Annotated in this window: 15 protein-coding genes; 13 read left to right on the forward strand and 2 right to left on the reverse strand. The window is 42.4% G+C overall.

Annotated elements, in window-relative coordinates; translation table 11 throughout:
- Positions 1-199: 199 nt before the first annotated feature.
- Both V7K89_RS34750 and clpB read right to left on the reverse strand, forming a co-directional pair.
- Positions 200-1,078: a glycosyltransferase family 2 protein gene (locus V7K89_RS34750; protein WP_335195419.1), complete on the reverse strand. Its 879-nt coding sequence runs from the start codon at positions 1,076-1,078 to the stop codon at positions 200-202.
- A gap of 164 nt (positions 1,079-1,242) precedes the next feature.
- Positions 1,243-3,861 carry an ATP-dependent chaperone ClpB gene (gene clpB / locus V7K89_RS34755; protein WP_335195420.1) on the reverse strand — a complete coding sequence of 873 codons (2,619 nt, stop codon included), beginning with the start codon at positions 3,859-3,861 and terminating at the stop codon, positions 1,243-1,245.
- 481 nt (positions 3,862-4,342) lie between these two features.
- Here clpB and V7K89_RS34760 point away from each other — a divergent pair, with 481 nt between their 5' ends.
- From V7K89_RS34760 to V7K89_RS34820, 13 genes are all read left to right on the forward strand, one after another.
- A complete protein-coding gene (locus tag V7K89_RS34760; RefSeq protein WP_335195421.1) occupies positions 4,343-5,788 on the forward strand; it encodes a DUF2157 domain-containing protein in 1,446 nt (481 codons plus the stop codon).
- A 119-nt stretch (positions 5,789-5,907) separates the two neighbouring features.
- Positions 5,908-6,564: a GDYXXLXY domain-containing protein gene (locus V7K89_RS34765; protein WP_335195422.1), complete on the forward strand. Its 657-nt coding sequence runs from the start codon at positions 5,908-5,910 to the stop codon at positions 6,562-6,564.
- 184 nt (positions 6,565-6,748) lie between these two features.
- Positions 6,749-7,003, forward strand: a complete 255-nt coding sequence (locus V7K89_RS34770; protein WP_322717042.1) for a TIGR02450 family Trp-rich protein — start codon at positions 6,749-6,751, stop codon at positions 7,001-7,003.
- Positions 7,004-7,694: 691 nt separating this feature from the next.
- A complete protein-coding gene (bchL, locus tag V7K89_RS34775; protein ID WP_292774821.1) occupies positions 7,695-8,561 on the forward strand; it encodes a ferredoxin:protochlorophyllide reductase (ATP-dependent) iron-sulfur ATP-binding protein in 867 nt (288 codons plus the stop codon).
- A gap of 32 nt (positions 8,562-8,593) precedes the next feature.
- The gene (locus V7K89_RS34780; protein ID WP_335195423.1) at positions 8,594-9,379 is read left to right on the forward strand and encodes a DUF5331 domain-containing protein; all 786 of its coding nucleotides are present in this window, start codon (positions 8,594-8,596) and stop codon (positions 9,377-9,379) included.
- A gap of 315 nt (positions 9,380-9,694) precedes the next feature.
- On the forward strand, positions 9,695-11,098 hold the full coding sequence (locus tag V7K89_RS34785; protein ID WP_334736741.1) for a ferredoxin:protochlorophyllide reductase (ATP-dependent) subunit N: 1,404 nt from the start codon (positions 9,695-9,697) through the stop codon (positions 11,096-11,098).
- A 327-nt stretch (positions 11,099-11,425) separates the two neighbouring features.
- Complete coding sequence (locus V7K89_RS34790) at positions 11,426-11,650, forward strand: AbrB/MazE/SpoVT family DNA-binding domain-containing protein (RefSeq protein ID WP_335195424.1); 225 nt, start codon at positions 11,426-11,428, stop codon at positions 11,648-11,650.
- 15 nt (positions 11,651-11,665) lie between these two features.
- Complete coding sequence (locus V7K89_RS34795; protein WP_335195425.1) at positions 11,666-11,827, forward strand: hypothetical protein; 162 nt, start codon at positions 11,666-11,668, stop codon at positions 11,825-11,827.
- Positions 11,828-12,173: 346 nt separating this feature from the next.
- Positions 12,174-13,844, forward strand: coding sequence for an efflux RND transporter periplasmic adaptor subunit (locus V7K89_RS34800; RefSeq protein WP_335195426.1), 1,671 nt, complete (start codon positions 12,174-12,176; stop codon positions 13,842-13,844).
- Between the two features lie 181 nt (positions 13,845-14,025).
- Complete coding sequence (locus V7K89_RS34805; protein ID WP_335195427.1) at positions 14,026-17,145, forward strand: efflux RND transporter permease subunit; 3,120 nt, start codon at positions 14,026-14,028, stop codon at positions 17,143-17,145.
- Between the two features lie 307 nt (positions 17,146-17,452).
- The gene (locus V7K89_RS34810) at positions 17,453-18,457 is read left to right on the forward strand and encodes a helix-turn-helix transcriptional regulator (protein ID WP_335195428.1); all 1,005 of its coding nucleotides are present in this window, start codon (positions 17,453-17,455) and stop codon (positions 18,455-18,457) included.
- Positions 18,458-18,567: 110 nt separating this feature from the next.
- Positions 18,568-21,213 carry a TonB-dependent siderophore receptor gene (locus V7K89_RS34815; RefSeq protein WP_335195429.1) on the forward strand — a complete coding sequence of 882 codons (2,646 nt, stop codon included), beginning with the start codon at positions 18,568-18,570 and terminating at the stop codon, positions 21,211-21,213.
- Between the two features lie 512 nt (positions 21,214-21,725).
- Positions 21,726-22,211: a DUF2808 domain-containing protein gene (locus V7K89_RS34820; protein ID WP_335195430.1), complete on the forward strand. Its 486-nt coding sequence runs from the start codon at positions 21,726-21,728 to the stop codon at positions 22,209-22,211.
- The last annotated feature ends 17 nt before the right edge of the window (positions 22,212-22,228 follow it).

Genomic DNA, 22,228 nt, shown 5'->3' on the forward strand with positions numbered 1-22,228 from the left:
TCCCATCCTTTTGAAATTTGCGAGCGCTTGTGGGTGAAAAATCACCTTGAAGAAGATGAGGAAAAACTACGGGTTTCAAGATAGACATGGTTTATATGCCGTTCCACTACCACTTCTTATTTACTATTTATAGCAGTTTTCATGTATTTGAACCACGTCTGTTGTAGGGGCGCAAGGCCTTGCGCCCCTACCGCATGGTCTATTTACCTGAAAATAGCTGTAAATACGAAATCGATTTCATGAGTCGATTCCTAATCGATTGAGGTAATCGTTGCGGATACTTAGAAAAGTAGAAAATTCTTAATGGAATAAAAATCATGATTCTATTCAAGCGTATCTCCCATTGATCAATAATAGAGAGTGTTTTAACATAGTCCTTAAATAACTGTTGAATGCGCGTTTCATTTGTTCCATTTGTAGAATCATCAAAAGTTTTTGTTCCTGGATAATATCTAAAATTCCCCCAAATTTCATTAAAATATTTGACATAAGCTACTTTAACTGCCTTAAGTAAAAAATCTATATCCATTGCATAATGCTCTTCAACTTTGTAGACTCCAATTTGTTGATGTAGGGATTTGTGGTAGAAGTAAGCTGATGGATTTACAGTAAAAGTAGCATCAATCATGCCATCATCATTAATTTGCTTTTCCATCAATAAATCAACTGACCGTAGTCGTTTAGGTTTATTAATCCGAATTAAGTTATTTTGATAATCACACATATTACAATTGCCAACAATTAAGCTAGGTTCTGGTAGACTTTTAAAAAGTTCCGATATACGACTAAGAACCTTTGGTTCATAGAAATCATCAACGTTTAAAATACCTATAATCGCTCCTCGCGCCATAGCAATTCCTTTATTCATCGCATCTGATTGTCCCCGATCTTTTTCAGAAATCCAGCGGATGTGGGAATATTGATTGGCGTAGTCTTTGATAATATCTATTGTTTTGTCAGTTGAGCCACCATCAACAATAATATGCTCAACTTCTACAAAATTTTGGTTAATGACATTTTGAAGGCAAACTTCTATAAATTTCTCACCATTATAAACTGGTGTAATTACACTGATCATTAGTTATCACTTTGCAAAGGAGACTGAAAATTGGAAAAAAGTTTTCCTAATTTCCAATTTTTATTTTTAGGAATAAATTTATAATTCCCACTTTCTCCCTAAAACAATCAAAAACCCGCTTTCTCACAGAAAACGGGTTTTTGTGTGTGATTTGTGAGGTGTAATTATCCAGTAAATACTTCTACTGGTAAACGGCTAAAGGACAACCTTTCATTTTGCACATCTACAAAGATGGTGTTGCCGTCGTTGAATTCGCCGCGCAAGATAGATTTAGCAATTTGAGTTTCTAACTCTCGCTGAATTGCCCGCTTCAGTGGACGTGCCCCATACACTGGGTCATACCCTACTTCTGCTAAAAAGTCAAGGGCAGCATCTGATAGTTTTAGAGATATTTTGCGATCGCCCAGTCTTTGCCGCAATCTTTCCACTTGCAACAGCACAATATGCCGCAATTCCTGCTTATCCAAACCGTGGAAGATGATGATTTCATCAATCCGGTTCAGGAACTCTGGACGGAAGCTATTTCGCATTGCTTCCATGACTCGACGGCGCATTTCGTCGTAGTGGGTGTTATCCCCAGCGATATCAAGAATGTACTGCGAACCGATGTTGCTAGTCATGATGATAATAGCGTTCTTGAAATCCACCTTATGACCTTGGGCATCAGTGACGCGTCCATCATCAAGAATTTGCAAGAAAATATTGAAGACATCGGGGTGTGCTTTCTCGATTTCGTCGAAAAGAATCACTGAGTAAGGACGGCGGCGAATCGCTTCTGTAAGTTGTCCGCCTTCTTCATAACCTACGTATCCTGGAGGCGCACCAATTAAGCGAGAGACGGCGTGTTTTTCCATGTACTCAGACATATCGATTCGCACCAGGGCATCTTCGCTATCGAACATATACCCTGCCAGCGCTTTCGCCAACTCGGTTTTACCTACACCCGTAGGCCCAAGGAAGATAAAGCTAGCAATGGGACGATTGGGATCGGCTAATCCAGCGCGCGATCGCTGAATTGCATCCGCTACAGCTGTGACTGCTTCTTCTTGTCCAACCACGCGGCGGTGCAGTTCATCTTCTAAATGCAACAGTTTTTCTTTCTCCGATTCCACCAACTTGCTGATCGGAATTCCTGTCCATTTAGAAATAATTTCGGCAATATCACCTTCGGTGACTTCTTCCCGTAATAGTGATTTACCACTTCTTTGAGTGTTTGCCAATTCAGCTTCTATTGCTTCCAATTGACGATGCAAACTGGTTAAAGTGCCGTATTTCAACTCCGCAGCGCGGTTAAGGTCGTAGTCGCGTTCTGCTTGCTGAATCTCTAAATTGACCTGTTCAATCTCTTTTTTAACAGACTGAATTTTGTCAATGATATCTTTTTCAGACTGCCATTGAGTATTTAGGGTTTTTTGTTCTTCTTTGAGATCGGCAATTTCTTTTTCCAATCTTCCTAAACGTTCGCGAGAAGCGGCATCGCTTTCTTTTTGCAGCGAAAGCTTCTCCATTTCCAATTGCAGAATTTTGCGATCGATTTCGTCAAGTTCTTCTGGTTTGGAGGTTATCTCCATTTTCAATCTCGCGGCGGCTTCATCTACCAAGTCAATGGCTTTATCAGGGAGGAAGCGATCGCTAATATATCGACTCGACAATACGGCGGCTGCAACTAAAGCACTATCAGAAATCTTCACCCCGTGGTGGGTTTCATAACGTTCTCTCAACCCGCGTAAAATCGAAATACTATCTTCTACACTCGGCTGATCGACATAAACTTGCTGGAAGCGTCTTTCTAATGCGGCATCTTTTTCGATATGTTTGCGGTATTCATCTAGGGTTGTTGCCCCAATACAGCGCAATTCGCCCCGCGCCAACATTGGTTTTAACAAGTTACCAGCATCCATCGCGCCTTGGGTTGCACCAGCGCCGACAACGGTGTGAATTTCATCAATAAATAAAACAATATTGCCGCCAGATTCAGTAACTTCTTTTAATACTGCTTTCAAGCGTTCTTCAAATTCACCCCGGAATTTTGCCCCTGCAATCAAAGCACCCATATCTAAAGCGATTAGCTTACGGTCTTTGAGGGATTGAGGTACATCACCTGCGATAATGCGCTGTGCTAATCCTTCAGCGATCGCAGTTTTACCAACACCCGGTTCACCAATTAGCACAGGATTATTCTTTGTGCGGCGAGAGAGAATTTGCACAGTGCGACGAATCTCATCATCCCGCCCAATCACTGGATCGAGTTGACCTTTACGTGCAGCTTCTGTAAGGTCACGCCCGTATTTTTCCAGTGCTTCGTATTTGCCTTCTGGATTTTGATCAGTCACTTTCTGACTCCCACGAATTTGTTTAATAATATTTTTTAGCTTGCCTTCGTCTAAACCAAATTCTTGGAATAAAGCTTTGCCAAAGCGGTCATCTTTAGCGTAAGCCAACAATAAGTGTTCAATTGAAATATATTCGTCTTGAAACTCTTTGCGATATCCCTCTGCCCGATCTAGAAGTGTATCCAAGCTGCGTCCTAAGTAGACAGAACTGCTAGTACCAGATACTTTCGGCTGACGTTGGAAAAATTGCTCAGTGCGATCGCGCAGTTTTTGCAGATTAACACCCGCTTTAGTGAGAATGCCAGTTGCTAGACCATCTTGTTCTAGCAATGCTTTCATCAAGTGTTCGCTTTCAATTTGCTGTTGTTGATATTGTTTAACAATATCCGGGGTATGGGCGATCGCTTCCCAGGCTTTTTCTGTAAATTGATTTGGATTAGTTGGTTGCATAGGCTTTTTTAAGGAACGTAGACGCCCAACCATGAGACAATGCTGCCCAGAGTTGTCTGAGTGCCAACTTCCGACATAATCGCCCGGACGGCAGCTTGTCTTCAGATATCAGAACTTTGGGGGAGCACTTTTTGGGCGAAGTGTCCATCGCATACAGAACAAGAATCGATTTTGTTCTGATATCGTCATTGTAAAAACATGGAGGCGACTAACTGGATCGGTCTTTACATCTTTATAAAGTAGTAGTATTACCGCTCGGGGAAAAAAAATTCATTATTTGTACTTTCTAGGCAGTCGTAAGATGTTTGAGGCAATGAACTAGGCGATCGCCTTAAATGGTGTCAAGCCCATCTTTACCACGCCTGTATTGCGTAAAACAGTTGAGCGACACTGTAAGTATAATAAGTATAATTAGCTTCATTGGTCTGACGAGCATAATTCTCGTCCCACATTTTATTTGCTTACAGCCTCGGAGAAAATCATGTTAGTTGATAATTTTCGCCGCCAGTTGCGTCAAGAAGCGCAACTATGGCAGGATGAAGGACTTATTGATGCCGATTTTTACCAAATACTCGCACAAAGGTATCAATTTAATAATCTAGAAACTGCTGCTCGCGATCGCTTCGTTTTTATCTTGATCGCTGTGGGTGCAACATTGTTAGGCTTAGGTGTAATTACTTTTGTGGCTGCCAACTGGCAAGCTTTGAATAGAGAAGCCAAGTTAATACTACTGTTAAGTTTATTCCTGACAACTAATATTGCTGGTTTTATTTTGTGGAGACCACCTGCAAGCAATAATATTTCCCCAAGAAGCCGAAAACGCCGCCAACAGGTCTTCGGAGAAGGCTTGCTACTTTTAAGTGCGTTGACGATAGGCGCAAATATAGCGCTGTTGGCGCAAATGTTCCATATTAGCGGTTCAAGTTACGAACTGTTCTTAATTTGGGGATTGGCTGTTTTGCTAATGGCTTACGGTCTGCGCTTGACTTCCTTGGGGATGCTTGCCTTGATCCTAGTGCTAATCGGGTATTCGATAGGATTATTTGATGGGTACTTTGCACAAAATGAGCTGACATGGGCGCGGCTGGTAATACAACATCTGCCCCTATTCTTAGGTGTAGTGTTTGTACCTCTAGCTTACTGGTGTCGTTCCCGTTGGATTTTCCGAATTGCGGCGATCGCATTTGTTACATCCTGGCAATTTCATCTCCAGTCGCTGCAAGTTCTGACATATAGAGATGCTCCACCTTGGATTGCTATAGCCGCCTTTGCCCTCCCCCCAGCATTATTGTGGAGTTATGATGACTTACTATGGCGAGTTTCTTCCAGGCTATTTCAGCCCTTTGCTAGGACTCTAGCTAAGGTGTTTTTCAGCATCACGTTTTACTACCTGTCTTTCCGTTGGATATGGTCAGCTCCATCTGTTGCTTTTTACACTGAATTTCAAAATAATTACTTAGCAACTTCGCTACCCTTTATTGATGTGGCAATTTTCACAGTTTTAGCTCTGTGGCAATGGTGGCATTTGCTACGATCAACAGGTAACAGGGAACGCCAAGGAATAGATTTCAAGACAATCTTTATTGGCAGCTTGATTGTCATAACTGCTTTATTAATCTTCGTTCATAAAACTATCACTTTGATTCCAGCCATTCCCATAATTGCTTTTAATGTCCTTTTAGCAGTGTTAGGGTTTGAACTAATTCGCGAAGCGCTGGAGTTAGAACAACGACGCGATTTTTGGGGTGGCCTAATATTATTAACACTACAAATTATCAGCCGAACACTAGAGTACGACACCGCTTTACTCTTCAAATCTTTAGTTTTTGTTTTGTGCGGTGTCGCTGTAATTTTTGCTGGATTGTGGTTTGAACGTTATTTGTCATCTTTACCAGTTTTATCAACTTCTGATGAGAATCGATCATAAGACAAAATCTCTGTAAAGAAAGCACTAATTACTTGAACCAACTCTTCTTTTGTGTTCTTTGCAGTTCGTTTAATAAATGTTATTTCAATACTCAAAACTCATTTTTCGGATTATTCCCTATGGAAAATAATCAAGCATTACCTTTGCAAAATGAACTTTCAAAAAAACCTATACCTCTTTGGCAGTTTGTAGTTCCCCTGCTAATTCAAACAGCGATCATCTTGGCAGTACCAGCCCAATCAGTTTACACACTTTTTACAGGTAAAATAGCTATTTTGCAAACTCTACCTGTAGATCCTTACGATTTGCTGCGCGGTTACTCTGTGACGCTAAATTATCAAATTTCTCGCATAGATAATTTAAAAAAACTTCCTGGTTGGGAAGATTTGGTAAAGCAAAATCCGGTTTTTGACAAACGAGGCGAGCCTTTGGCTCAGGGAACCAACTTGTATATAATTTTAGAAGAGCAAAAATCCTCTGGGGGAATTCCTCAAGCTTGGAAACCTGTGCGTGTAAGTGGACAATTCCCAACTTCTCTAGCTGCAAATCAGATAGCTTTAAAAGGTCAATATAGTGCCTATAATTCGATTACTTATGGCTTAGAAACTTATTACATCCCAGAGGATCAACGGAACGATATTAATAACGATATCTCTAAAGCCCAATCAATCAAACCAGGACAGCCGCAACCGATAGTAGTGGAAGTGAAAGTGAATGCACAAGGTAAAGCTATACCTATAAATATGTGGGTACGCGATCGCAAATATCATTTTTAATTCTCAGCAGTGCAAGGTGTTGTTAAACGAAGTTTACGCGTGATGGTGATTTGGTGACATCTTAATTGTGGACTATGGACTAGGGGAGGATAAGGGGGATGAGGAAGAATTATTGAACAAGTTTCTTCCTTGTCTCTTCCCAATGCCCAATGCCCCATGCCCAATGACTAATAACAAATGACAAATGACAAAAAAACAAAAATTTCCTTACCTAGTTGGTTCTAAGTGGACAGCACAGCGAAAAGTTGATGGCTGGCGGCATTTTCAAGTTGTTAACCGGAAAAATCAGGCTAAGTGGGTTTATGCCGAAATGGTTGCTGCTTGCGATCCGAAAGTCCGTTTTTGGATAAATGCCAAATTATTACAAGATAGCTCCCAGTGGCAAGCTGGATGGCAAACATTACAAGAAATCCAGGAAATTGAAACTGAGGTGTCCTAATTGCCTTAAGCCCCACAGCTAAAAGATTTTAACCTCACTTCCATTCTTCTCTGTTTTAGGATAGAGGCTTTGAATCTTACTCCCCTTCCCTCGTAGGGAAGGGGTTGGGGGTTAGGTCTGTCTTGGATTCAACCTAGAAGTGCTATATTTGGTAATTTAATAATATTTTACAAAATCAAACTAACTCACTCTCAAGCAGCAATTAAATGGTTCGAGCTACCGACTAAAAACTGCCAATTTATCTGCGATACCTTGGGTGAGCTACGCTAACGCAAATTCCAATGGTATTTCCAGCATCAGGCTGCATATACCTCTGTTTACTCTTGCCCCTGCGTCCCAATGCCTTGAAAAGACGTTGTATGAACATCAGCTAATTCTATGAAAACCATTCAAAAAAGTCGGTTTAAGCTTTTTGTATTTTGTAACTATTTTTATAAAAATAAGTAATTAAATTTTTTTAATGACTCTTTTGAGAGCTTTTAAAGTCTTTAAGGTTCATAAAAACTCGAATAGACATAATTAAGATTTAATTCATCGGATAAAACCGTTTTCTAAATTAAGAGCCACTTTCTTTTCTATGTAATTTGCCCAATAATGACAATCACAGACCTCACGCATCGCCATCTCAGGAAAGGTGAAGGCAAATGTTTGAGCCACAAGTTTGACAAAAAGCTATAAGAGGCAAACAAAAGTGAAACTAGCAGTCTACGGAAAAGGTGGTATCGGTAAATCCACAACTAGCTGTAACATATCAGTCGCCCTAGCTAAACGTGGCAAGAAAGTGCTGCAAATTGGTTGCGACCCCAAACATGACAGTACCTTTACCCTGACTGGGTTTTTGATTCCGACAATTATCGACACCCTTCAAGAAAAGGACTATCACTACGAAGATGTCTGGCCAGAAGATGTAATTTACAAAGGCTACGGTGGTGTTGATTGCGTAGAAGCTGGTGGTCCACCTGCGGGTGCTGGATGCGGTGGCTACGTAGTCGGTGAAACCGTGAAATTACTTAAAGAACTTAACGCCTTTGATGAATACGATGTAATTCTCTTTGACGTTCTGGGTGACGTAGTTTGCGGTGGTTTTGCAGCACCACTCAACTATGCAGATTACTGCCTGATTGTTACAGACAACGGCTTTGATGCATTGTTTGCGGCTAATCGGATCGCTGCTTCAGTCCGCGAAAAAGCTCGAACTCACCCACTACGTTTAGCTGGGTTAATTGGCAACCGTACCTCCAAGCGCGACTTGATTGAAAAATATATAGAAGCTGTGCCCATGCCAGTTTTGGAAGTTTTACCTTTGATTGAAGATATCCGTGTTTCCCGTGTTAAGGGTAAGACATTGTTTGAGATGGCAGAGCAAGATCCTTCCCTAGACTACGTTTGCGACTACTATCTCAACATTGCTGACCAAATTTTGGCGCGTCCCGAAGGTGTTGTACCTAATGACTCACCAGATCGGGAATTGTTCTCTTTGTTATCTGATTTTTATCTAAATCCGGGTAAACCCCAGGTTCCTAATTCAGAAGAGGAACTAGACTTGATGATTGTATAAATCACCAAGTTCTCAGGATGAGGGACAATAACATGGCATTCTTTAACAGCTTTACAGACTCATTAAAGCAAAAATGGTTGCAATTTTTTCAGAACAATCGGGACTGGATTACGCTGCACATGCAAGTGGAATCGGTGTACACGCCTGATGGCGGGAAGCGACCACCTTCTTACCTCATCCTGGGAGTAGTTAACGCCCTAGAGCCAAAGCTAGCGCAGTTAATGTTGCCCTTTTCCAAACTTAATCCTGACGCCGATACCCTAATTGAGGTGCTGGATTTGCATTTTGACCCAGATTTAGCTCTCGGTAATCGCTTCGTTGTCAACCTAGAACCAGAGAAATACGTAGAAGCAGCAGCTGTCATTGATGAAAAGCCTGAAGATGAAACATTGACACATGCTCATACAAACGGCTTTGCGTCGGTAGCGGTAGTTCAAGAGTTCGTAATCGTGGATTCTGAGGATGAAAGCCTGGGAATCAGCGAGTTGGAAGAAACGGAAAATGGCTTTGGTGATGTTTCTTTAACCAACACACGCAACTCAAAAGATGACTCTCTCCAAAGCTCTAGTTTAGAAGTAGATGAGTTTGGGGAAATTGACTTCGATACAACAGCTGCTACAGAAGTAAAGCTGGATGAAGAAGAGGCGCTTGAAGATAGTCCGCTAGATGAGAATGCGTTTAAAGACGTGTTGTCAGATGTCTGGAGTGATGAAACAGCTTTGCAAAAAGCTGAAGAAAATAACGATATTTTGGGGGAAGAACTGCCAGCAGGCGTTTTTGACGAATCAGAAATTGCCCGTCTCTTCCCCAACGCTTAATTGTTGCCGTTCCTCGCAATTTTAAGTTTTAGATTTGGGGTTTTGGATAAGAAATTAGGGAAATTGTCGTTAGACAGAGAATACTATTGTCCCAGCCTTCAATCCCTCCAGGTGACGCTCCTACGTCGCTACCGCTACGCTAACAGCAGTCACTCATGGGGGAAACCCCCAAGACCCTTACGGGTTCGCCAGTCGCTTCAAGTCGGGAAACCCGCTGTTAGCGCCTGGCTCACCGCGCTGCTTCACCAAAATTATCAATCTAAAATCTAAAATTGGTCGAACTGCCATTAAATAACAAGGGGAGAAAAAACCAAAATGACTGTCGCTCAACAACCAGAAGCTTTAAACTTTGAATGTGAAACTGGAAATTACCATACCTTTTGCCCAATTAGCTGCGTGGCGTGGTTATATCAAAAAATTGAAGATAGCTTCTTTTTGGTGATTGGGACAAAAACTTGTGGCTACTTCCTGCAAAATGCGATGGGGGTAATGATTTTTGCTGAACCTCGCTATGCAATGGCAGAGTTGGAAGAGGGTGATATTTCCGCACAGCTGAATGATTATGAAGAGTTAAAGCGGTTGTGCTTGCAGATTAAACGCGATCGCAATCCGAGTGTAATTGTCTGGATTGGCACTTGCACTACGGAAATTATCAAAACAGATTTAGAAGGTTTGGCACCGAAACTAGAATCCGAAATCGGGATTCCCATCGTTGTAGCGCGAGCAAATGGTCTAGATTACGCCTTCACCCAAGGAGAAGACACCGTATTAGCAGCAATGGCTAACCGTTGTCCTGATAAAGCTCCGGTGGCGGAAACAGAGAAGAACGAACGCAATGCGATCGCTAAATTGCTCAACTTTGGTAAAAAGAAAGAAGATGTCGCCCAAGATGAATCTGAGTACGTGGATCATCCACCCTTAGTTCTCTTTGGCTCCCTTCCCGACCCCGTGGTTACTCAGTTAACCTTGGAACTGAAGAAACAAGGCATCAAAGTTTCCGGCTGGCTTCCTGCGAAGCGCTTTACTGAATTGCCAGTGCTAGAAGAAGGGTATTATGTCGCTGGTGTCAACCCCTTCCTCAGCCGCACAGCTACCACCTTAATGCGCCGCCGCAAGTGTAAACTCATTGGCGCACCCTTCCCCATTGGGCCGGATGGTACTCGCGCTTGGATTGAGAAAATCTGCTCGGTGTTTGGTATTACTCCCAAAGGTTTGGATGAACGGGAAGCCCAAATTTGGGCAGGCTTGGAAGATTACGTGAAACTGATTCGCGGTAAGTCTGTATTCTTCATGGGTGATAACTTGCTGGAAATCTCCCAGGCAAGATTCTTAATCCGTTGTGGAATGACAGTTCACGAAATCGGTATTCCCTATATGGATAAGCGCTATCAAGGTGCTGAGTTGGCATTGCTGGAGAAAACTTGCCAGGAAATGGGTTCACCCTTACCAAAGATTGTAGAGAAGCCGGATAATTACAATCAACTTCAGCGAATTTATGAGTTGAAACCAGACTTGGTAATTACTGGTATGGCTCATGCTAACCCATTGGAAGCACGCGGTATTAATACTAAGTGGTCTGTGGAGTTTACTTTTGCTCAAATTCACGGCTTTACAAATGCGCGTGACATATTAGAGTTGGTGACTCGTCCGTTGCGTCGGAATAATAATTTGAAAGATTTGGGTTGGGATAAGTTGGTGAGAGAAGAAGCGAAGATTTAAATTTGGATTTGGATTGAGCAACAGCATAATACTATGTAGGGCGAACTTTCGGGTTTGTCCTTTTTTACGAGGAGCTAACAGCGATCGCTTTGATCGCTGTTAATTGCCGCTTTTTGATCAACCTATACAGTTAGTTGCAGCATACTAGCACTATTGTATAAGCCTACCAATTTCCTAACTGCGCTGAGTCACCAGCGCTTTCCTTATCTGACTATCTTTTCATATTTAAAGACTGAAGTCATTACCTTTGCTTTGCCTTGCTTTCCTCAGTATCCCCAAGTTGAGTTCTATTGTGCTAATAGCGATCGCTTTTTTTAAGGAACTGCCTTGTCTATGAGAGCCTTCCGCCAACGCGTAGCGGCTTGCCGCAGGCTACCCCAGAGGCGCAGAGAACGCAGAGGAAGAGGAGAAGTTGGAAGAATCAAAAATGCTAAAATTTGTATATCAGTTTTAGCTTTTAACTTAATGGAAATTACAAAATTGTCTCCTCAAGGACAAGTAATTATTCCCCAATCTTTGCGGAAAGCTCATCAATGGGAAGTAGGTCAATAATTTATTATTATTGATATGGGTAATGGAATTATTTTAAAGCTTAAGAAACTTTTTCCAGAAACTAAATTAGATGATGTAGCAGGTTGTTTAAAATATCAAGGAAAACCTAAAATTCTTAAAGAGATGGATAATGCAATTCGCCAAGGTGTAAATGAATCGTGGCATAATTGCGGTTGATACGTTTTTTAGTTTCCTTGATATTAATTACAATTAGAAGTTTTACTCTCAACTGTAACAGTTATTCCAACTGCTTCTAATAAATTTTTACACGTTTCTTTAGCTTTTTGTTCAGATGATTTTTCAAAAAATAATTTGTTTTTGTCCAAAGTCAAAAAGAGAGTGGCGGGTCTGAATCCTCCACGCTCTTAATTCTAATTTCTGAATTCTTCTTCAACCTAAATATAATAGTTGTTCCTAATAGCGATCGCCACTAAAAATTTCACCCAAATTTCATGTTGATATGAAAAACTTGGAAAAGAGTAAGTGCGACTCTGCTTCTCACTACTTTAGGACACAACAACCGATGGGAATCTCAAATTTGTTTCAATGTTCTGCTCCACTGCATTATGTTTCGTTGACAATGTTGATGTTACTACTAAATACTCCTACTACTGTTTTGGCTGATGGTGGTCATGACCACAGTGGTGGAAGTGCTTTTCAAGCAGAAGGCGAATTGACGCATTCCGTTAAAGTGGATGCAGAAACCGCAAAACTGCTAGGAGTTAAGGTAGAACCAGTGCAACGCCAACGATTAGCTGTTGGTATTAAAACCACCGGACAGATTGAAACTTTACCTAGCCAAAAAGTAGAAGTCACCACCCCAATTCAAGGAGTAAAAGTAGTTGAACTGTTGGTAGAACCAGGCGCACTAGTAAAGAAAGGTCAATCCGTCGCCGTTGTAACTAGTCCTGATTTGGTAGAACTGCGAGTTAACTCTCAGGAAAAACTAGCACAAGGACAAGCTGATTTACAGGAGGCTGAAGCTGACTTGAGGTTAGCACAACAAAACCGCGATCGCTATCAACAAATAGCCGACTCGGAAATCACCCAAGCCCAAAGCCTAGTCGCATTTGCTCGAGAAAAGTACGACAAAGATCGAGTCTTAACCACTGAAGGTGCTTTGCCACGCCGCAACGCCCTGGAATCTCAAACCCAGCTAGCAGAAGCTAAAGCCAAGTTAACCGCAGCTAACAGTCGCCGCGATGTCATTGCGGCTGAAAATCAGCTAAAACGCGCTCAAGCAGCAGTTAGTCTCGCCAAATCCAATATTAATCGCAGCAGTGCTATTTATGAAACGCGCCTTTCTCAACTAGGAAACCGCGCTAATGCCAAGGGGTTAATCACAGTCACAACTCCAATTTCTGGCAAGGTTGCTGATAGAGAAGTTACTATCGGTCAATCGTTCGAGGACGCGGGTGGCAAGTTAATGACGATTGTAGATGATAATCGGGTGTTTGCCACAGCCAATATTTATGAAAAAGATTTAGGCAAGGTAAGAACAGGTCAACCCTTAAGGATAAAAATTGCTAGCGTACCTAATCAAACCTTTATAGGAAGGATTGCACGGATTGGCTCGGTGGTGGAAGGAGAAACGCGAGTCGTACCAGTACAAGCTGAAGTCAATAACGCTAAAGGACAGCTCAAACCCGGAATGTTTGCCGAACTTGAAGTTCTAACCGATCAAAAATCTCCAGCTACTTTGGTAATTCCAGCTTCTGCTGTAGTAGATGCAAATAATAAGAAATTAGTCTATGTCCAAAACGGTAATGCCTTCCAATCTGTGGAAGTTGAGTTAGGACAAATCTCTGGAAATTTAATTGAGATTAAAAGTGGTTTATCCGAGGGAGATTTAGTAGTTACCCAACGTGCGCTACAACTTTATGCACAATCATTGAAGGGTGGTAGTAAAGAAGAACATCACGAAGAAAATGATTCGCACTCAGAAGAAACTGAGGCTAAACCTAACAGTTTGCCAATACCCTTATGGTTGCTAGGTGCAGGGGGAGGAGTAGGCATTGCTATTGTAGCTTTCATGGGAGGTAGCTTCTGGTCTAGCCGTCGTCACCGTTCCGTAGTACCAGTAAGCGATGGGTTTAATTATGAAACCGAAGTTTATATCGATAACCACAAACAATCAACGGCCTCTAATTCTGTGGAAGAACAGGAAAAATCTCGTCGTTCAGACAGTCATTAATAGTTGACGAAAATATAACCAACAATTAGTAATCAAGAATTCAATAAATAATAATTATTGCAGTCGCTAAACCTCAAAAAAATAGCTTTTGTGGAAAAGAAAAAGGCTGCTATTCCTGTTTTATAAAATTAATTTTGTCTATTCAATTCCTTTCAACTATATATATTTTGTAAAAAAAAATATGCTTAACTCCATTGTTAAATGGTCGATCGCTCAACGCTGGTTAGTAGTTCTTGCCTCCATCCTCATATCTATTTGGGGCTTCCTTGTCCTCATACAGATGCCACTAGATGTATTTCCCAACTTTGCCCCGCCCCAGGTCGAAATTATGACCGAAGCCCCAGGACTTGCAGCAGAGGAAGTAGAATCCTTAGTTACCCGACCGATAGAAAGTGTGATTAACGGTACACCAGGACTAGAAGCATTGCGTTCTTCCTCAGCTGTGGGTCTTTCGGCTGTGAGAGCTACTTTTAGTTGGGATACAGAAATTTATCGCGCCCGCCAATTAATCACAGAACGGTTGCAACAAGCACGCAGCCAGCTACCACAAGGCGTGGAAGACCCAGAAGTTCTTCCTGTCAGTTCGCCTTTAGGATGGACTGTTAAATACGCCTTCACCTCCGAAACCACTCCTCTAATGGAGGTCTGGCGGATTGTCAATTGGCAAGTGAAAAACCGTTTGCTGGCTGTCCCTGGCGTGAGTAATATTGTCATATTTGGTGGAGATGAGCGTCAGTATCAAATATTAGTAGATCCAGCCAAGCTAAGAGCATTCAATGTTTCCCTGGATGATGTCACCAAAGCAGCACAAGCAGCCAACGCCAATGCACCAGGAGGATTTTTAATTACTCCTGACCAAGAAACTTTGGTGCGAGGTGTGGGGCGGGTTGAATCTATTGAACAGCTCAAGAAATCAGTAATTAAAGCTAGCAATGGCATACCCGTACTTCTCGAACAAATAGCGGATGTACAAATCGGTGCAGCACTCAAACGCGGCGATGGCAGTTCTGCTGGTGAAAAAGCGGTGATTTTGACTGTTAATAAACAGCCAACTGCTGATACACCAAGCGTTACAAAGGTGGCTGAAGCAGCGATGGAGGAGTTAAAAGCCAGTTTGCCTAAAGATGTAAAAGTAACTGAAACCTTCCGTCAAGAGGATTTTATCGAAGCCTCTATTAAAAACGTTGAAGAAGCCTTGCGCGATGGCACAATCATTGTTTGTGTGATCTTGATTCTATTTTTGATGAATTGGCGCACGGTAATCATTAGTTTGAGCGCGATTCCCGTGTCTTTGTTGTTGGGAATGATGATCCTCAATTGGACGGGACAAGGCATCAACACAATGACTTTGGGCGGATTGGTTGTGGCGATTGGTTCGGTAGTCGATGATGCAATTGTGGATATGGAAAACGTCTACCGCCGTTTGCGAGAAAACCAGATAGCGGGAAATCCTGTGCCACCACTGCAAGTAGTTTTTAACGGCTCAGTAGAGGTAAGGGTAAGCGTACTGTTCTCGACAATCATTATCGCGGTCGTCTTTGCACCAATCTTTGCCCTTTCGGGTGTGGAAGGTCGAATTTTTACGCCAATGGGTGTTGCTTATTTGCTGTCAATTGCTGCTTCTACTTTAGTAGCACTGACATTGACTCCGGCACTGTGCGCCCTTTTGCTGGTAAATCGGCGTTTACCAAGTACAGAAACTTGGGTTGAACGATTTTCTCATCGCTTGTATCGCCCGTTTTTACAGTTTTCTCTGCGTCGCCCCAAGGTTATTTTGATAGGTGCGATCGCTGCCTTTGTGGCTTCAACAATGATTCTACTCTCGTTAGGGCAAGTTTTTTTACCAGAATTTCAAGACCGTGCCCTAGTAATTACCACAATTCTCATGCCTGGTCAATCTCTGGATGCTACCAAGCAGGTAGGCTTGGCGATCGAGAATAATCTTAAAAAAGACCCCCGGATTCAAGCAGTGCAGTTTCGTTCAGGGCGGGCGCAAGGTGATACGGAAGTAGCTGGTGTCAATGTGGGAGAATTAGATATCCAATTGAGTGAAGAAGGAGGAAAAGACCGAGAAAAGGCAATTGAAATGATTCGAGAGCAATTTGAGAAAATTCCTGGTGTAGTTCCTAATATCGGTGGTTTTATTTCACACCGCATGGATGAAGTGCTTTCCGGGGTGAGGAGTGCGATCGCTGTGAAAATTTTCGGTCCCGATTTAGAACAACTCCGGCAGCTTGGTCAACAAGTACAATCAGCTATGAGCGAGGTTTCTGGTTTAGCAGACTTGCAATTAGAACCGCAAGTACCAGTGAAACAGGTGCAAATTCAGTTTGACCGTGATGCAGCAGCTCGCTATGGTTTAACAATTGGCGAATTATCAGAAATAGTAGAAACGGCTTTGAATGGGCGAGTTGTTTCCCAAGTATTGGAGCAACAACAAACCTTCGATATGGTAGTTTGGTTGCAAGAAAAATACCGCAACAATATCGAAGTCATCCGCGATTTGCTTGTTGATACACCCAACGGACAGAAAATTCCCTTAGCTCAAGTTGCAAAAATTGACTACGGTACAGGCCCTAATACCATTAACCGCGAGAACGTCTCCCGTTATATTGTTGTTTCCAGCAATGTGGCTGGACGCGATTTAGGTTCTGCGATCAAAGAGATTCGGAACAAAGTTCAGCAAGAAGTACAACTGCCTTCCGGCTATTACATTGAATACGGTGGTCAATTTGAAGCCCAAGAGGGAGCCACAAAAACTTTACTGTGGGCTGGTGGTTTAGCTTTTGTTGCGATCGCAGTCCTACTTTACTTTGCTGTCAAGTCAATTCCTGCCACCATCATGATTTTGATCAACCTGCCCTTAGCCTTAGTGGGTGGGGTAATTTCCATTGCCCTAACTGGTGGCATTCTCTCCGTGGCTTCGATAGTAGGATTTATCACCTTATTTGGTGTAGCTGCACGTAATGGATTATTGCTTGTAGAAAACTACAATTCTGGGTTAGCAGAAGGACAGCCTTTACGCCAAGTATTGATGAAAGGTTCAATGAAAAGATTAGTTGCCATTTTGATGACAGCACTATCATCAGCTCTGGGGATGCTACCTCTAGTAATTGGTAGCGGAGCTGGAAAAGAAATCCTCCAACCACTAGCTGTTGTGGTCTTAGGTGGATTATTTACCTCTACCGCTTTAACTCTTTTGGTACTTCCAGCTTTATACATTCAGTTTGATAGATTTTTGGTGCCGAAAAAGACTGAACCAATGTTGCAGTCAGAAATTGCAGGAGAGGCAAGTTTTTAGTTTTTAATTGACCAAATATTGAGGAGTGTAAATCAATGAAATTATTGAAGACCAGCTTCCTAGTTTTAGATAGTTTAGGCTTGCTTTTCTTAAGTGCTTGTAGTGGCAGGGCAAATGCATCTAATTAACTAATAGCCTCTTATAGCCGTAGCCACATAGGTTAGGACAGTGATGATTGCTCAAAGCTTTGAAGGAACTGGGTTTTTACTCAGCACTTTGCTATACCTCTAGATGAGGGATAATCTAGCTTGTGTAGGGTCAAAGAAATAGTGATAATTAATCTCAATAAGTTCTAATTTGATTAATCATGACCATCATTCTTTCACCACAGGCGCAAAAGGAACTCTTTGAAGAAGCTGACAAAACCCGACAAAACAATGACCCCGATGATGAGTTAGATTTTACCTGGAAGCATCCCCAGGCATTGGGAGAAGGACATCTTCGACGAGTTGAATTGCGACAAAACTTGGTGTTAGAAATTGAGAGCTATCAGCGCCATGACAATCTGATAATACAAGGCATTGACCGTCCGCATTCTCTAGAGTTTTGGTTTATGCTTTCAGGTCAATGGAGAGGAAACTCTATTTGGGCAGTTAATGAGACCAAAGTCGGACAGTACGGTTTTTGCAGCACTGGCATGGCTGTTAAAGGAGAAAACGAGTTTTCCCAAGGACGGCAACTGTTTGTAGGCGTGCATTTACAACCAGAATTATTGCAGTCCTTTATCGGCAATTCTTCCGGGGAACTACCAAAAGCATTGCAACATTTAGTGCGTGAGCCAGAGCAACCCCTCTATTTTCGCTCCAACCTCATAACTCCCATGATGCAATATAAAGTGCAAGATATATTGCATTGTCCTTACCAAGGCATGATCAAGCGCATATACCTAGAAAGTAAAGTGCTGGAACTGTTAACACTTCTGCTAATGGAAGAAGCAGGAATTCAGATTGAAAGCCGGACACCCAAGCCGCTAAAGTCGGGAACATTAGAGCGAATTCTCTATGCCAGAGACTTGTTATTGCAACGGCTGGACAATCCACCTTCTACCGCAGAACTAGCACGCTTAGTCAAACTCAATGAGTATACACTCAAGCGCGGGTTTGTAAAGGTATTTGGCAAGCCCTTGTTTGCTTATCTCCACGATTACCGCTTAGAACAGGCGCGTCAACTGCTGGAAACAGGGGAAATGAAGGTGAGTGAAGTTGCCCAAAAAATCGGCTTTGCCAGTCGCAATTACTTTGCTGCTGCTTTTAGAAAGAAATTTGGCATTAACCCTAAACAGTACTTGATGCAACGTAAATACTTCTTTTAGCGACCAAAAGAAAGTTCCCGCTAGCGACCAAAATAGCTTTTCCATAACACTAGATTACTGATAGTGTTTGTTGAAAAGAATTTTTGTTTAGTTTGGTGCGGGGTAATTAAGTGAAACAAAAACAGTTAGTAAAGATTTTTTTACTGACGATTTCCGTTTGGGTTTGGGGTGCAATCAGCGCAACTGCAACTGTTGTACCCAACAAAGAGGTGCAAAATAAATCTGTGGCATCGGTACTACACAATTCCCGGTCAATTAGACAGATTCGCCAACTCAGTGAGATAGAGCGTCCCAGCACCAGCGCTACTATGCTAGTGCAGTCACCAACACCAAACAACCCTCCTCCTTCCCAAGGGGGGAAACAGGGGGGTGAAGTTATACCCATTACGGGAGTTAAAGCCAATCCCACTCCTAAAGGTATGGAGGTGATTTTAGAGACACTACTTGGGACTCAACTGCAAGTTACAAATCGCAGTACAGGTAATAATTTTATTGTAGATGTCTCAGGCGGGCAGTTACGACTACCTGATGGTAATGCTTTCACATTCCGTTCGGAGAAACCACTCACGGAAATTACTGAAATAACAGTTACGAATATTGACGCAACTACTGTGCGAGTGACAGTGGTGGGTGAGAAAGCTTTGCCCAAAGTTGAGTTATTTGATGATAATGCCGGGCTGGTTTTTGGTATAGCAACTGCTGCAACGGCGACACAGCCACTACCGCAACTACCTCAAACGCCACAACAAACACCATCGGCAGAAGGTGATCAGCCGATTGAATTGGTAGTGACGGGTGAGCAAGATGGGTATCGCGTGCCGAATAGCAGCGTCGGCACCCGCACTGACACTCCCCTACGCGACATTCCCCAAACAATTCAGGTCATACCACAGCAGGTACTTCGCGATCAAAATGTTACCCGCTTACAAGATGCCACTCGAAATATCGCTGGGGCAACTCAGGAAACCTCTTCCATAACAGACATAGATCAAATCGTAAGATTGCGGGGCTTTCTTGTCGATGTTTTCAGGAATGGGCTGAGAGATCAGGAGGGATCTCAACTCATTGATTTCGCCAATGTCGAGAGAGTCGAGGCGCTCAGTGGTCCAGCTTCAGTAATCTTCGGTCGCGGCTTACCCGGTGGCGTTGTCAACATCGTGACGAAACAGCCACTGCGCGATCCCTTTTATGCAGTTAATGCCACGATTGGCAGCTTTGACTTCTATCGGGGCGCAATCGATTTGTCTGGACCGTTGAACGACTCCAAGACGGTGTTGTATCGTCTCAATGCTGCCTATCAAGACAGAAATGCTTTTGTTGATCTTTTTGACGAGAGTCAGTCCTTTATTTCACCTGTCGTCAGTCTGGCACTGGGAGATCGCACCCAGTTAACATTAGAGGGCGAATACACAGACACACAGGGTTCTTTTTTCTATGGTCTGCCGATCGAAGGCACGCTGCTGCCCAACCCCAATGGTCGCATCCCGCGCAATCGTAACACTACAGAAACTGATTTAAATCGTACGCTGACTAGATTTGGATATCGGTTGGAGCATCAGTTCAGCGACAACTGGTCGTTAGAAAATGTATTTCGGGCATCGTTCTTTGATTTTGATGTATTAGGAATTTATCCTGATGGTGGTGGATTTAATTCAGATAATCGAACCATTAATCGTGTAGATAGAAACAACAGATTCAACACTCAAGCCTATGGGCTACAAACATACCTGACTGGCAAATTTTCAACCGGTTCAATTAACCATCAGCTACTCTTTGGAGTCGATCTCAATAGTATTACCAATACAGGGCAAAGTTTTGAGGGACCTGCTTCAACCATTGACGTGTTCAACCCCGTGTATGGGCAGCCAGCTGGACCTCTTACTGTCACTTCCGATAGTGATAGTACAACAGACTCATTAGGATTTTATGTTCAAGACCAAGTGACGCTGGCTCCGAATCTCAAGCTACTCTTGGGTGGACGGTTTGATCTCGCCAAGCAAACAAGCGAAGATTTTCTTGCCAATATAGAATCAAGCGACTCAAGTGATGCATTCACTCCCCGGGTCGGCATTGTCTATCAGCCCATTCAACCCATTTCTCTCTATGCCAGCTACGCTACCTCCTTCAACCCACAGCCTGGCACCGATTTTGAAAGGAACCGATTTCAACCAGAGCGTGGCACCCAGTGTGAAGTGGGGATTAAGGCAGATTTGAACGACCAATTATCGGCAACGCTTGCTTTTTACGACCTGACCCTTTCCAATGTTTTGACGGAGGATCGAGATAATCCAGGCTTTTCGGTTCAAGTGGGTGAGCAGCAAAGTCGGGGGTTCGACCTGACCTTTCAAGGCAAAATCTTGCCAGGATGGAGTATCATTGCGGGCTATGCTCACATTGATGCCAAAGTAACCGAGGACAACACGTTTCCTGTGGGTACTCGCTTTGGTAATGTGCCTGAAAATTCCTTTAATCTGTGGACAAAGTATGAATTTCAACACGGTTCCTTGCAAGGGTTCGGCGTGGGCGTGGGCTTGTACTTTGTGGGAGAGCGACCAGGCTTTTTCGACAGTACCTATGAACTTCCCAGCTATCTACGGACAGATGCCGCGCTTTATTACCAGCGAAATAAACTCCGAGTCGCCGTCAATTTCAGAAATCTGTTCGATACCACCTATTTTGAAAATTCCTTCGGTAGGGCGCGGATTTTTTATGGTGAACCGTTCGCAGTGCAGGGCACAATTTCGTGGGAGTTTTAAGGAAAGTTAGGGGAGAAGGGTGATGGGATGAAGAGGGGGACGATTATGCTGAGTCCTTGGACACCCAGCGTGTGCGATCGCACAACGTTACTCCGGTATGCAAATTTTATTGCTTCAATAAAGTATTGATCGTTATTCAGTAATCTAACTTGTGTGGGGGTTCAGAAATGCTGCGTCAGGGATAAGTTTGCACAATTTATAACGATTTTTCAATGGTTTTAACTACCAATTCATCCCACATTTATGCAACGCCGAAAAAAGCTATGGCGCTAGTAGAATAAAATAAATTGAAAGTATTAAGACAAAGGTCTTTGCAGATATACTTACAGCTATTACATTAGACACATTTCATTGGTTTAAGAACCAAATAGTCACTTATTAGTTTTTATTAAAAAATTTCTTTAGCTAGCTAAAATTTCATCCAAATTTCATTTCTTTTTGTCAAACTATTAAGAATGAACATCTTTTACTGAAGATGATTTTGATGATTGATAGACACAGTGAAATGACAAATGAATAGAACACTGACATATACTGCTATTTTTGCATTGATTATGGCAGTAGTTCCAGCTACTTATGCAAATCCTACACCACAATATAGTAATTTTCCTTATATTATTAGCTTAGGGGAATCTCCTCAAGGTATTCGCCACTGGAGAATTCTCAGACATACTTTAAAAATAGCAGTTCCTCAAAAAAGCAAGGCTATTTCTCAGCTAATTATCGAAGCTCCAGCTAACATTGTTCTCAGAGAAAGTATTGATGTATTCGAGCAATCAGGGAAAAAAATTGCTGCAAAGGTTTCTCTTCAAAGTAAAAAAGCTACGCTAGAGTTTGCTGAATTAGCCACACCTGGAACTGCGATCGTTGTAGAAATGAAGAACGTTAAAAAAACAGCAGTGACCACTGGTAATAAGTTCTACAAGATATCCGCAATTTTCGCTGATATGAATGTAGAGTTACCAATTGGTGTTGCACAATTGCGTGTAATTGATTGAACGGAACGCTAAAATAC

It is taken from the genome of Nostoc sp., assembly GCF_036917515.1.
Taxonomy (GTDB): domain Bacteria; phylum Cyanobacteriota; class Cyanobacteriia; order Cyanobacteriales; family Nostocaceae; genus Nostoc.